The sequence below is a fragment of the Fundicoccus culcitae genome, assembly GCF_024661895.1.
In the GTDB taxonomy this organism is placed as follows: Bacteria; Bacillota; Bacilli; order Lactobacillales; family Aerococcaceae; genus Fundicoccus_A; species Fundicoccus_A culcitae.
Genome location: NZ_CP102453.1, coordinates 1,452,913 through 1,466,586 on the forward strand (window position 1 = coordinate 1,452,913; position 13,674 = coordinate 1,466,586).

General features: G+C 44.2%; 9 protein-coding genes and 1 tRNA gene. 4 read left to right on the top strand and 6 right to left on the bottom strand.

The features are described from left to right. Positions 1 to 1,067: 1,067 nt before the first annotated feature. Positions 1,068 to 2,330: a CapA family protein gene (locus NRE15_RS06560; RefSeq protein WP_313794793.1), complete on the bottom strand. Its 1,263-nt coding sequence runs from the start codon at positions 2,328 to 2,330 to the stop codon at positions 1,068 to 1,070. Between the two features lie 18 nt (positions 2,331 to 2,348). Continuing rightward, the gene (locus tag NRE15_RS06565) at positions 2,349 to 3,209 is read right to left on the bottom strand and encodes an AAA family ATPase (RefSeq protein WP_390887185.1); all 861 of its coding nucleotides are present in this window, start codon (positions 3,207 to 3,209) and stop codon (positions 2,349 to 2,351) included. Positions 3,210 to 3,494: 285 nt separating this feature from the next. Between NRE15_RS06565 and NRE15_RS06570 the strand changes: the two genes are divergently transcribed. Further along, positions 3,495 to 3,683, top strand: coding sequence for a hypothetical protein (locus NRE15_RS06570; protein WP_313794795.1), 189 nt, complete (start codon positions 3,495 to 3,497; stop codon positions 3,681 to 3,683). Between the two features lie 129 nt (positions 3,684 to 3,812). Here the strand turns inward: NRE15_RS06570 and NRE15_RS06575 are convergent. From NRE15_RS06575 to NRE15_RS06590, 4 genes are all read right to left on the bottom strand, one after another. Next, a tRNA-Leu gene (locus NRE15_RS06575) sits at positions 3,813 to 3,894 on the bottom strand. 670 nt (positions 3,895 to 4,564) lie between these two features. After that, positions 4,565 to 5,644, bottom strand: a complete 1,080-nt coding sequence (locus NRE15_RS06580; RefSeq protein ID WP_313794796.1) for a S66 family peptidase — start codon at positions 5,642 to 5,644, stop codon at positions 4,565 to 4,567. A gap of 412 nt (positions 5,645 to 6,056) precedes the next feature. Beyond that, positions 6,057 to 8,216 carry a Tex family protein gene (locus NRE15_RS06585; RefSeq protein WP_313794797.1) on the bottom strand — a complete coding sequence of 720 codons (2,160 nt, stop codon included), beginning with the start codon at positions 8,214 to 8,216 and terminating at the stop codon, positions 6,057 to 6,059. Between the two features lie 3 nt (positions 8,217 to 8,219). Further along, on the bottom strand, positions 8,220 to 8,948 hold the full coding sequence (locus tag NRE15_RS06590; RefSeq protein WP_313794798.1) for a metallophosphoesterase family protein: 729 nt from the start codon (positions 8,946 to 8,948) through the stop codon (positions 8,220 to 8,222). Between the two features lie 170 nt (positions 8,949 to 9,118). Here NRE15_RS06590 and NRE15_RS06595 point away from each other — a divergent pair, with 170 nt between their 5' ends. The 3 genes from NRE15_RS06595 to NRE15_RS06605 all read left to right on the top strand — a co-directional run bounded on the left by NRE15_RS06595 (position 9,119) and on the right by NRE15_RS06605 (position 13,632). Continuing rightward, on the top strand, positions 9,119 to 10,576 hold the full coding sequence (locus NRE15_RS06595; protein ID WP_313794799.1) for an NCS2 family permease: 1,458 nt from the start codon (positions 9,119 to 9,121) through the stop codon (positions 10,574 to 10,576). Between the two features lie 337 nt (positions 10,577 to 10,913). Then, the gene (locus NRE15_RS06600; protein WP_313794800.1) at positions 10,914 to 11,843 is read left to right on the top strand and encodes a nuclease-related domain-containing protein; all 930 of its coding nucleotides are present in this window, start codon (positions 10,914 to 10,916) and stop codon (positions 11,841 to 11,843) included. 532 nt (positions 11,844 to 12,375) lie between these two features. Next, complete coding sequence (locus NRE15_RS06605) at positions 12,376 to 13,632, top strand: dicarboxylate/amino acid:cation symporter (protein WP_313794801.1); 1,257 nt, start codon at positions 12,376 to 12,378, stop codon at positions 13,630 to 13,632. Positions 13,633 to 13,674: the final 42 nt, after the last annotated feature.

The window sequence follows — 13,674 nt, forward strand, 5'->3', positions numbered from 1 at the left end:
TTAATGGGCGGGATGGGTTGATTGAGAGGGTGTGGTGGGTGTGGTGGTTGAGATGGGTGGTAAACACACGTGAAATATCATGAAAGTGACTAGCAACTTCTATTGCCTATATCATACCTTATTTTGGTTGCGCTTTCAATTATGAGCTAAAAATTTTTATTGTGCATAGGAAAGCCCAGCTTTCACTGGAACCACGTGAATATCTCCCTTTTTAATGATTAAAAAACTTAATACCAAATAAATATCGGAATTTCTTACTTAGTGGATAAGCGAATGAAAGTACTAAAGGGAGGGGGAATTGTGGTTTAATATTCTGAGGTGAAAGCTAAGTGACACTAAGCCGGGTAAATGGGCGGCCATCCGCCTCTCATGTTGCTCTCTGGCGGTTGGGACTTGCCATCCGCCTCTCACGTTCCTCTCTGGCGGTTGGGAGCTGCCATCCGCCTCTCACGTTCCTCTCTGGCGGTTGGGACTTGCCATCCGCCTCTCACGTTCCTCTCTGGCGGTTGGGATTTGCCATCCGGTAAGTGGGAAGTGAAGGACCGTCTTTTCTCACTTACGCTGCACCAGCGCACACATATTGGAGCATTTGTTGTGTGCGTGATGGGGGGCGCACACATATCCGGGCAGTTGTTGTGTGCGTGAACCTAAGAGAAAAATGTGTGACCATTAAATAAACTACAAATTAGGCTATTCGGTCATGAAATTAGGCATTTGGTGACCGATTAGCTTTATTGTCATGAGGGAATTGTCTGAGTGACAATGAGAGGCTTTATTGTCATGAGAAAAATTCTGAGTGACAATGGGAGCCTTTATTGTCACGAGGGAAAATCTGAGTGACAATGAGAGGCTTTATTGTCATGAGAAAATATCTGAGTGACAATGAGAGGCTTTATTGTCACGAGGAAAATTTTGAGTGACAATAGGCAGGCTAAAACGCAGCCCCCTCCATCTGAAGCACAAATTTGTGATTAAATTACCCACCTAAACCGCATTGCGTCGCACCACCCCACTAAACCGCACCACCCTACAAAAAAACCCTCGTCACCGAGGGGTTCCACAGATATTTATTCAGATTGTTCGGTCCAGGCGGTTTCCAAATGCCCGACGAATTCGAAGTTGTCGGTCAGGCCAGCCATGTGGTCGGCCAAATAGTCCCAGCGCCACGCGCCCTCGGGCACAGCAAAGGCTTCGTAGTCGGCTAGCGGCACGGTTTCGTACATTTTTTCAGCTTCGATGCCCAGCACGAAGGTCGGCATGAACTTGGGGTCGGTCACAAAAACTTCGCCGTCGTCGCCCCGTTTGAAGGTGACTTCGGTGATGCCACCCTGTTTGTTTTCCAACTCGCGTTGGCCGGTCAAAAAGCTAGCTTGCGAGTAGATGGCGAATGTTTCGTCCTCGTTGAACCAGGCCATCGGCTGCAAGACGTGTGGGTGCCCGCCTAAAATTAGTTTAACGCCGGCGTCGCTCAACGCTTGGAAGTAGTATTCCTGCTGTTCGTCCGGCCATTCGCCGTATTCCGGCCCCATGTGCAGCGTCACGACCACCGCATCCACCTGTGGCTTCAACCATTCCACCTCACTCAAGATAACTTCTAAGTCCAACAAACTAACTAAATATCCCTGCCCCTCGGGAACGGGGATGCCATTCGTGCCGTAGGTGTAAGACAGAAAGCCCAGTTTGATGCCGTTTTTGTCGATAATTCGCGGGGTTTGAAAATCGTCCATGTCTTTGTAGCTGCCGGAATACATAATTCCAACCGTGTCTAGATTGTTGATCGAACTAATAGCCCCTTCAGCAAACCAATCCAAGGTGTGGTTGGTCGTATTACTAACCAAGTCCACGCCGATGGCTTTCATGGCTTCCAAAACCGATCCAGGCGCATTAAATTGTGGATAACCTGAAATAGGTAAATCGGGATAAGCAGCAATAATTTCCATGTTTGCCACAGTCACGTCGGCATAACTCGTATAAGGTGCCATGCGTGCAACCATCGGTAGGAAATCGTAGTCTTGCGAACCTTCTATTATATTAGGCACTTCTTCGGCGCCAATGACGGTGCCATTATTCCATATGCCTTCGGCTTCCAATTGTTCAACTGCGCCTTGGTACAACCAAGACGACCGATCGGCCATCCAACTGACTCTGTCGTGAATCAGAAAGTCCCCAAAGGAACGCAAACGAATTTCACCCTCTTTGCCTTGCCAAGGTTCAACGACTTCTTTAGTAGGTAAATGTTGGAGTGACGCGGGTACTTCTTCAGCAGCAATGGTTGTGGTCGTTAGGTTGAAAAGTAGTGCAAAACTTAATAAAATATTTTTTATTTTCATGTGTCGTCTCCGTGATATTTATTTGAACATGTGGTACATAAAACGTTGGGGGTCTTGCATAAAATTTTGCATAAATTGAACATGCTCTATGTCGTGATATTTAGTTGGGGTAATGCCCTGAACGGAAATTTCGTAAAGGTCGGCTTCAGGATAGGCCATCAGAATCGGTGAGTGGGTGCTGATGATGAACTGGCTACCCTGCTTGGCGTAGTCGTCAATCAGGTAGAGCAGCGACAGCTGGTTTTGCGGACTCAGCGGCGTTTCGGGCTCATCAAGAATGTACAAGGCGTTAGGACGCAGGCGCGCTTGGAATAGGGACATAAATGATTGGCCGTGGGATAAGTCGGATAAATCGGTTGGGTAGAGTTGTTTCATTTCGTAAAGGGCATTGGCATAAGGCATGCGTTCCAGCGAATGGCCTTGCGGATCGCGACGGTCAATTTCTGCCAGCGCATCGATGGCCTCCTGCTGACGTTCTTTGGTCTCACGAACAAAAGTGATAAAGTCATCGGCGCGAAAAAAGAAGCCGGAGTTGCGTTTGTTGGTCCAAATGAGTTTAAAACTTTGCGCGAAGGCGTCAATCCATTTATATTCTGTCAGTTGGTCAAAACCGCGATTACTAAGGGTGATGGCCTGCGCTTCATAAGCAATCGTCTCCAAAAGCGTTGACTTCCCAGCTCCATTTTCCCCAATAAATATCGTTACTGGTCGTTTGAATTCAAGGTTTTCGAGTTGGTTAAGCCAAGCTAAGTTGAAAGGAAACTGTGACTGGGTGCTGGCGTCGGTTGGTGGTTGGTAACTGATGCGTTTGAGTAACATGTTGGGTGTCAGGCAGCTCCTTTCTTTTGTAGTGGGATATTTATTTGAATTATACCGCATATGGGAGGGATTTGCTTGGAAAAAATATATTTTGTTGATAAAATAATATTGACATCAATTTTATGTTTTTTCATGAGGTAATAGGAGGTGTGAAGGTATGTTCAGAAAATTCAAGCCACGTTTTTATATGGGTCTCATGATAGCCATCATGTTAACGTTCATCCCAGAATACTTTCCGGAATTTAAGTGGTTAAATCAAAGCTTATTAGGATACTTAATTTTTTTATTCGGTATGTATTTGTCTATATCTGGTAATGATAAAACCAAACAGTAGGGGTGGATAATATGAAAAAGTTTATGAAGAGTATGGTGATTAGTATAGTTGCTGCCATTGGTTTCTATGGATTAGGCAAGCTTTTTGGCTATGACGTTAATTGGGCGACTTTTGTAGCATTTTTCATAGGAATGCCTTTATCGATTTGGTATTTTGATTCCAAAAACAATAAGACATATGATGAGAGTGACGATAGTTAACAGTAAAAAAGACACAAATAAATGTGTCTTGAGCTTTTTCTATTTACTGTGGAGCGTAAAATTCATGTTTTATTTTACTGCCAAGTGAAATCATTGATATTTACTTTTATAATTGTTGAATACAATTTATGCGGTCGATGGGACTTGAACCCACACGAACATTGTTCACTACCCCCTCAAGATAGCGCGTCTGCCATTCCGCCACGACCGCAAATTAAATAAGCACAACCATAATTGTACTTTATTTGGAGGGGGGTTGTCAATGAGGTTAGGTAGTTATTATTAGAGGTACGCATTTTCTGACCGCGAGACAAATTTTTCTGGAGTTGTCGCGCGCTGTCTGACCGCTAGACAAATTTATCTGAAGTTGTCGCGCGCTGTCTGACCGCGAGACAAATTTGTCTGGAGTTGTCGCGCGCTATCTGACCGCAAGACAAATTTATCAGGAGTTGTCGCGCGCTAGCACGTCTTCCCTACAAGTCGTAAGTAGGAAGAGAATAAACTGGTTGCTTGCGATAAATCAAAGTGTTTATAGGTTGGTTCTCTTTGATAAATCATCTCAATATGATATTTTTGCAGAAATCTCTAGATTAAATGATCAATCAAGACACTGCCTACTGAGCAAAAGACAGAATACACCTAATCTGTCATCTGCTAATTGAGCAAAAGACAGAATACACCTAATCTGTCATCTGCGCACTGAGCAAAAGACAGAATACACCTAATCTGTCATCTGCGCACAGAGCAATGACCAGACTATACATTTGATGGCACGCGCTAGCAATGACCAATTACCAATCAACCTATCCCCACTCACCAAACTTCCTCCTAAATATCTTCTCAACCATCACAACCGACCGCATCCCAAACCGACCATCCCTTTACCTCTCCTCAAACATCCCCTCAACAACCTCAATCCGCTTCTCTTCCAAATCCATCACAGCTTGCACCCCATACGGCAGCATCGCATGCGGATACGCATGCCCAAAATTCACATTATACAAAATCGGCAAATCTTCATCAGCCGTCACCTCAAGCAATACTGATTTATATGCCTCATAAAAAGCTTCATCCTGAGGCTTGCCCACAATCAAGCCTCGCACCTGCTCAAAGACGCCTACTTCTTTCAGCTTCCTCAACATCATACCAAATCGTTCAGGCTCCGGCTTTTCCTCACTGGTCTCAAAAAAGAATAACTTATCCTTCCATTGATCAACCCCAGGAAACAAACCATAGCACTCACTAATTTCCAACTGATCCTCAAAACGCCCACCCACTAACAACTCATACAAACTCTCCAAGCAACCACCTAACAACGCTCCCTGTACCCGACCCGAGCCACGCAAAACTTCATAACCATGAGTCTCCTCATGCGCAACCCGCCAAGTCCCAAGCGCTGCCTCAGAAAAATCACGACGCTCCTCATACCAAACCGGACTCGACTCAATCACATAAGGCGCATCCCCACCAAAATAACGCTCAAACGCCTCCCGCGTATACGGCAACATCTCCGGACCCAATTCCGCCAAATCATTCATAAAATTCAACCCATAAAAACTAACCATGCCCAACTGATAAAACATCATATGATTCACCGTCGTATCCGAATACCCCGTAAAAAGCTTAGGCTGTCGCGCTACCGCCTCAACAAATTCCGCATCATCCAACAAATACGGCGCCAATCGAAACGTATCATCCCCGCCGATACTACAAATAATCCCTTTTATCGCATCATCCAAAAACGCCTGCTTCAAATCCTCCGCCCGTTTCTGGGGATATTTATTCAAAAAATCAATGCCCTTCAAAGCATTCGGCATCACAACCGGTTCAAGCCCCATCGCCCGCAACCGCTCCTGCCCTAACGCCAGCTGATGCCGCGCAAAATCCTCGCCCAACACCCCCCGCGACAAACTCACAATCGCCACCTTATCCCCTTTTCGCAACGCCCGCGCCTTCTTCATCCAATCCCCCCAATAAATATCTCTGCTACATTCCCCTTTAAGCAGTGACCCGATAAGCTCTATTCTGTCCTTTTCCTTATCTATTTTGGACAGAATAGCCCTACTCTGTCCTTTTTCTTATCTATTTTGGACAGATAAGCTCTATTCTGTCCTTTTTCCTCGCATTTTTGGACAGAATAGCCGAAACTAGCAGAAACCCTCAGAATCCACCAACCCTCACCGCACCCCAAACAGGAGTAAGTGCAAAAAATCCGGCGTTGGCCGATAGTCGGGTGAAGAACGGACTGGCGCACCTCTCTCCTTTAGGAGCGTTTAGCCCCTTAGGGAGAGAGTAGCCAGCCGAGTCGGGAAACCAAGGCTCCCGACGGTTCCACGACCATCGGCAAACGCCAGATTTTTGAAGCAGTGATATTTATTTAGAAAACACCCGCTTCAACCCAATCCGTTGCTTCTTCTTATCCACTGACAAGACTTCGACATCCACGATGTCGCCCACCGCAACAGCTTGCGAGGGATGCTTGATAAACTTGCCCGACAACTTAGAAATATGAATCAAACCGTCTTCCTTCACGCCAATATCAACAAAAGCCCCAAAATCGACCACATTTCGAACCACACCTTGCAACTGCATCCCAATTTCCAAGTCATCAATGGTCAGCACATCACTGCGCAAAATCGGCGCATCTTGTTGGTCACGAATATCGTGCAAAGGATTTTTCAAGCCATCGACAATATCACGCAAGGTTTCCATCCCTACGCCATCATGCTCGGCCACAAAGCCCTTCATATCAAAGCCGTCCAAAGCCGCAACCGCCTCGTCACTGCCAATAGCATCCACCGACAAACCTAACGAACCCAAAACAGCTTCAGCCACCCCATAAGACTCTGGGTGAATCGACGTTTGATCCAAAGGATTGTCGCCATTCAATATCCGCAAGAAACCAACCGCCTGCTCATAAGACTTCGGCCCCAAACGTTTCACCGACTTAATTTGCGAACGATTCACAAAACGCCCTTCAGCATCTCGCATGGCCACAATATTTTTTGCCGTCGAAGCCGTCAAACCCGACACATGCTGCAACAAAGGCACCGACGCCGTATTAATATCCACGCCGACCTGGTTCACGGTCATGTTAATCACAAAATCCAACTCGTCGTTCAACATATTTTGCGCCACGTCATGTTGGTATTGCCCCACGCCCATGGACTTGGGATCAATCTTAATCAACTCCGCCAAAGGATCCTGCAAACGCCGCGCAATCGAGACTGCACTCCGCTCCTCCACTTGGAAATCAGGAAACTCATCCCGCGCAATTTGCGAAGCCGAATACACCGAAGCGCCTGCCTCGCTGACCACGATAAAACGCACTTCCCGCTCAATTTCGCCAACCACTTCGCTGACAAATTGTTCGGACTCACGGCTCGCCGTCCCATTTCCAATCGCAATCACATCAACATCATAACGCGCAATCAAATCCTTCAACTCAGCCTTGGCCCTAACCCGAGCCCCTTCCCCATTGTGCGGATAAATAATCGCCTTATCCAACACACGTCCGGTCGGATTAATAATCGCCAACTTGCAACCCGTCCGGTATGCCGGGTCAAAACCCAAGACCACATAACCCTTCAACGGTGGTTGCAACAACAAATTCCGCAAGTTTTCGCTAAAGACCGAAATCGCCTGCTTATCCGCTTTTTCATTTAACTCATTGCGAATCTCACGCTCCACCGCCGGCTTGATAAACCGCTTGTAGGCATCCGCAATCGCCGCCCGCACTAAGTCCGCCTTATCCGCCCGCAAGCCTGCCGGAACATGGCGCTTCTCCATATAATTTTGCGCCCCCACAGGATCCACCTCGATTTTCACCGAAATAACCCCTTCTTTTTCCGCCCGATTAATCGCCAACGTCCGATGCTCCGGAATTTTCTGGATTTGCTCGCGATAATCGTAATACATTTGGTAAACGCCCTGCGCATCCAAGGTCGCATCCTTCTCGCTCGTCACCAATTCCGCATTGTAACGGAAAAACTTCCGCATAAACTCCCGATACTCCGCCTTATCCGACACCTCTTGCGCCAAAATTTCGTGAGCACCCGCTAGAGCCTCCTCAACCCCCACAACCTCTTCGTTAATAAATACCGCTGCTTTTTCCTCAATGGTTTGTGCGACATCTTCAGGATCCAACAACCAATCCGCTAATGGCTGCAAGCCATTTTCAATGGCAACCATGGCTTTGGTACGGCGTTTCTGCTTGTAAGGACGATAGATATCCTCCAACTGTTGGAGGGTCGTAGCGATATTTATTTGTTCGGTTAGGTCTTCCGTCAGTTTGCCTTGCTCGTCGATTAGGCGGTGGACCTCTTCTTTCCGTTCGGTCAGTTGCACGACATAGTGGTGGCGTTGTTGGATGGTGTGGATTTGGACCTCATCCAAAGAACCCGTTAATTCCTTGCGGTAACGGGCGATGAATGGGATGGTTTTGCCTTCAGCTAAAAGATCAAGCACGACCTCCACTTGCTTAGGACTAATGTTCACTTCTTGACTAATTTGTTTTACAATAACTTCCGACATCTACTAATTCTCCTTATGTGTCTCAATTTGATACGTTTCTAATACAGTATGGGCATCAATAACGATAGCGGTTAGACGGCCGCCGTAAACAGCTCCCGTATCAATGCCAATTTTGCGATCCTCTTGCCAAATAGAAAAATCATTGAAATTTTGATGCAGCATCATGGTTGGGGTATGCCCAAAAATAATGGTATGCCCTGTGTGATTATCCTTATAATGGAAAGGTTCGCGAATCCAAATAAAATCAAAGGGCTTGGTTTGACGCCAATCGGTCAGGCTTAAATCAACCCCCGCATGCACAACGATAAATTCACCAAACGTATAATAATAAGGCAAATGACTGAGCCAATCTCTTAACCACGGCAAAGTTTGCATGACTTCTTTGGCAATCCGCTTGGCACTGAAGGTATTTATTTGAAGTTCTGGAATTTCTAGGATATTGCTGATGGTCGTCGTTCCGCCATTGCGTTTGTAAAGATTCCAATTCATCATGGGATGATCCAAGAAATCCAACAATAATTGTTCATGGTTGCCGCGCAAACAAATGGCGCCCTCTTCTTGGTTCAAGGCATAAACTTTTTGGAGGGTCGCAGCTGAATTATGACCACGGTCGATATAATCGCCCACAAAAACCAATTGCTGACTGGCTTTATCCCATTTTTTGAGTATGTCGTCTAAGGCTTGATCCATGCCGTGAATGTCGCCAATAATAAAGGCTTGTTCTTTTCCCATAACGGTACCTCCTTCGCTAATTGTTACGCTTTATTATATCATACATCCCGTGAGCTGTTTTAGCAAAAAACACGAACGTTCGGAGATATTTATTTAAAAAGGTTTGAGAAAGGATTGTATTTCTTTAAGGTTTTGTTATAATTCCTTTATTAATTCTTAGGAGGTTCCTAGTGGAAAACTTTTTTAAATTGAAGGAAAACAACACAACCGTCGCAACCGAGGTAACAGCGGGGATTACAACCTTTTTGGCCATGTCTTACATCATTTTCGTCAACCCAGCCATTTTATCTTTATCCGGCATGCCTAGCCAAGCAGTCTTCTTAGCCACGATTTTCGCAGCAGCTGTTTCAACCTTAATCATCGGTTTGTTCGCCAATGTTCCCTACGCCTTAGCACCCGGCATGGGACTCAACGCCTTCTTCACTTACACCGTCGTGTTCAGCCTCGGTTTTACATGGCAAGAAGCTTTATCCATGGTGTTTCTATGTGGGATTTTAAACGTTTTGCTGACGGTAACCAAAATCCGTAAACTCTTAATTACCGCCATACCCGACTCATTGCAACACGCCATTTCCGCGGGTATCGGGGTCTTTATCGGATATGTTGGGATTAAAAATGCCGGTTTGTTGAGCTTTACGATTGAAGGCAATCAAATCATTTCAATAAATAACGCTGCGCCTGACGTGGCTGATCTTTCTAATGGGATTGACACGATTGTCGCCAATTCAGGCACGCTGCCAGCTTTAGTGGATTTTACTGATCCTAGCGTGCTGATTGCTTTGTTTGGTTTGGCTTTAACCATTGCTTTGATGCTGAAAAAAGTGAAAGGCGATATTTTAATTGGGATTGTTGCGACTACATTGTTAGCCATTCTAGTCGGCGTGGTTGATTTAAGTGCCATTGACTTTGCCGGTAATTCTTTAAGTAACGCCTTTAGTGAATTAAGCCAAACATTCTTAGTGATTTTCAAACCCGAAGGTTTACCATCCTTGTTTGGCGATATGTCGCGCATGCCCTTAGTCTTGATGACCATTTTCTCCTTCTCTTTATCCGATATTTTTGACACCATCGGAACCTTTATCGGTACAGGTCGTCGTTCAGGCATTTTCTCAGCCGAAGATGAGCGCGCATTAGAAAATTCATCCGGCTTTTCGTCCAAGATGGACAAAGCGCTGTTCGCTGACTCTATCGGAACGATTATCGGCGCCTTATTCGGAACATCAAACACCACAACCTTCGTCGAATCTGCAGCTGGTATTGGTGCAGGTGGACGGACAGGGTTAACGTCCGTCGTGACCGCTATATGTTTCTTATTGTCTGCTTTCGCGGCCCCCATCATTAGCGTGGTGCCATCTGCTGCGACAGCACCGGCTTTAATCATCGTGGGGATTTTGATGGTCGCCTCATTTGGAGACATTAATTGGAACGACTTCGCCGAAGCCGCCCCCGCTTTCTTTGCTTCTATTTTTATGGGATTGGCCTACTCGATTTCTTACGGGATTGCCGCCGGTTTTATCGTTTATGGTTTAGTCAAAACCGTCCAAGGCAAAGCACGTGACGTGCACTGGATTATTTGGGTCTCGATTGCCTTGTTTGTGTTGAATTTTGTGATAATGGCGATGATTTAGTAAGTTTTCGCTTAGCAGCCCTTGCAGCCCCGTTTACGGGGCTGTTTTTTTGTGGGGATAGGTCGGTATGGTTGCTGAGGTGGCGAAGGCATGTTGGCTCTTCGCCAGCTATTTGATTGGGTGGCGAAGGTCACCTTTGTCTTCGCCACCTATCTTATTTGCCGGCGAGCACCTCTATCTCCCTCGCCACCTATTTGATTAGGTGGCGAAAGTCAAGTACTCCTCCGCCAGCTTTTTCATTTTCCATTTGAAAATATAAATATTTAAAAATAAAAAAGTGGAATTAGGCATTTTTTGTGTATTTATATATGTAAGGTTAAAAAAAGGAGGTGAGAACATGCAAAAATTGGAGAAAAGTGATGAGCTGATAGTGTTGGAGTTCATGGAAAAGCGTCAGGCGCTTCCTAATAAAAAAATGGAAAAAAGACGAAAATATTTATCTAAGGGTTATGAAGGTGAGTTAGAATTTATTAAATGGTTTAATGAATACCAACCTGGTAATTGGGTGTTAGTAATCAACTATTGGTTTAAAGACGACTATACGATGCAGGCTGATTTTATCTTGCTGTCATCGTATCAGTGGATAGTGATAGATGTGAAAAATTATGATGGGATTTATCGCTATAATGGTCACGGTGAAGGTTGGTTAAATGATTTAAAATTAAATGGTGATAATTTCCTTACGCTCAGCAATCGAACAAATAGTATACGTAACATTGCGCAAGGGATTGATCCCCACATCCAAGTGACGTCCGCAATGATATTTATTAATCAGCATAATGAGGTTTTTATTGAAGTGCCAGTACAAGCAAAGGTGGTGAAGCGGGATCAGTTGAAGCGATATCTTCAGGGGTTACCGCGGGTGGCGCCGATGCCGGATTGGGAGCTGGGGGATGTGATACAGGTGTTGAATACGCATAAGACGAGCTATGGGATTCCGTTTGAGGCAATGGCACCGGAGGATTTTGGGCAGTTGCGGAAAGGGATTTATTGTCCGAAGTGTCATGAGTATGACATGGAATTTAGGCATGATTATGTGAAATGTCGTAATTGTGGGACAACTGAAAAAAATGGTGAGATTATTTATCGTCATGCAATTGAGCTCAGTTATTTATTCTATAAACATCCAGAAATGGTGTCAACTAAAAATATTTATGAGTTGATAGATGAGAAAATCAGTAAGCGAACGATTAGAACTTATCTTAGTTCGTACTTTAAACCAATCTATAAAAGTGTTAGTACGTATTTTGTAGTAAATAGGCCATAGAACAGTTACGTCAGTATAAATAAATAATTAATTAAATAATTTTTTACCATTTATAAGTTTGGTGGCGAGGCGGCTACATCGCTTCGCCATCTATTTAATTTGCCGGCGAGCAACACTATCTTCCTCGCCACCTAACATATTTGCTGGCGAAGCCTCACTACTTCCTCGCCACCTAACCTATTTGCTGGCGAAGCCTCACTACTTCTTCGCCACCTAACCTATTTGCTGGCGAAGCCTCACTACTTCTTCGCCACCTACCAAAACTCTATCGCTTCCTACTTCACCGCATCATTACCTTCTTCCCGCCTTCATCCTCAACCATATTCACTTCTATCTTCTAATAAATTCCACGCTATTCATTTTATACATTATGAATAATAATACTTAAATCATTGTATATCATCAACAATGTAACCGCTTATTATGATTTGTATAATTAAGTAAATATTTAGGTTTGAGAATAGTTACTTAATGAAAGGAGATTTTAGTAGATATATCTATTACATAATTTACAATAAGATAGGAGACGATTATGAAGAAATATAAATTATCTCTCACGACACAAATCATTATTGCTACCATCGCTGGTATCTTATTTGGTGCGTTAGTCGGAGAATGGGCTCATAACTTACAATTTATTGGAACAATCTTTATTCGTTTGATCCAAATGTCAGTTGTACTGTTAGTTATGACCTCAGTCATTACCGCAATCGGGAATATGGGGACTGAAAATGAAGATGAAGCTATTGGCTTAAAAATCGGAATTCGGACTTTTGGATGGATAATCTTTTGTACCTTACTGGCAGCACTACTTGGATTCCTGTTAGCAACATGGATACGACCAGGCGAAGGCATGGTTATTGAACAAGCATACTCAGCTGAAGAAACGGTGACTATCGGCTTCCAAGAAACTATAACTAATTTTGTTTCAACTAATATTTTTGCATCCATGTCAGAAGGTAATATGATTCAAATCATTGTTTTTTCAGTTCTTTTTGGCGTTGGATTAAATCAATGGACCAAATCCTCCAAAGATAATACCCTCCTTAAAGTTTTACAACACACAAACTCTGTGACATTAAATATTATCCAAATGGTCATGAAATTAGCCCCTATCGGTATATTTGCATTACTAGCAGATGTTGCTGGAACCATTGGTTTTAGTGTAGTGATACCCATGATGAAATATTTAGGGACCTTATTTATAGGTGTCGTAATTTTTATGGTCTTTATGATTTTCTTTACCAGTGCAATTTGCAAACTTAATCCAAGACTAATGCCTAAAAAATTCGTAGATATGTCCCTAATTGCTTTAACGACAACAAGTTCCGCTATTGCTTTCCCAACTGCACTTAAAGACAGTAAAGAAAAATTCGGTATTCGTGAAGACGTCGCAAACTTCACAATGAGTATTGGTATGACTTCAGGAAGTGCTGGTGCTGCTATGAGTTATGTTATTATGATTCTTTTTATGCAACAAGCTTCTGATGTTAGTTTAACTTGGATCCAACTAGTCGTTGGAATATTCTTAGCCATCATGTTAACCCTTGGGACAATTACCGTTCCCGGTGGTTCTGCAGTAGTTGCGACATTTCTGGCTTCTTCTCTTGGATTACCCGTCGAATCCATCGCTCTCATCATTGGTGTAGATTGGTTCGCCGGCATGTTCCGAACTTTCCTCAATGTAAATAATGATGTTCTTGTCTCCTTACTCGTCGCTAATAGCGTGGATGCCATTGACCGAGATATTTATAACGAAGTAAAAACCTTTGAACCTCAAGTCAAATAAATACCCCCGTATAAAATAAAAAACCGCTAATCACTTAGCGGA

Coding starts and splice junctions, on each gene's coding strand:
- NRE15_RS06560 (WP_313794793.1), bottom strand. CDS start 2,330: ATGAAAATAAAAAATATTTTATTAAGTTTTGCACTACTTTTCAACCTA.
- NRE15_RS06565 (WP_390887185.1), bottom strand. CDS start 3,209: ATGCGGTATAATTCAAATAAATATCCCACTACAAAAGAAAGGAGCTGC.
- NRE15_RS06570 (WP_313794795.1), top strand. CDS start 3,495: ATGAAAAAGTTTATGAAGAGTATGGTGATTAGTATAGTTGCTGCCATT.
- NRE15_RS06580 (WP_313794796.1), bottom strand. CDS start 5,644: ATGAAGAAGGCGCGGGCGTTGCGAAAAGGGGATAAGGTGGCGATTGTG.
- NRE15_RS06585 (WP_313794797.1), bottom strand. CDS start 8,216: ATGTCGGAAGTTATTGTAAAACAAATTAGTCAAGAAGTGAACATTAGT.
- NRE15_RS06590 (WP_313794798.1), bottom strand. CDS start 8,948: ATGGGAAAAGAACAAGCCTTTATTATTGGCGACATTCACGGCATGGAT.
- NRE15_RS06600 (WP_313794800.1), top strand. CDS start 10,914: ATGCAAAAATTGGAGAAAAGTGATGAGCTGATAGTGTTGGAGTTCATG.
- NRE15_RS06605 (WP_313794801.1), top strand. CDS start 12,376: ATGAAGAAATATAAATTATCTCTCACGACACAAATCATTATTGCTACC.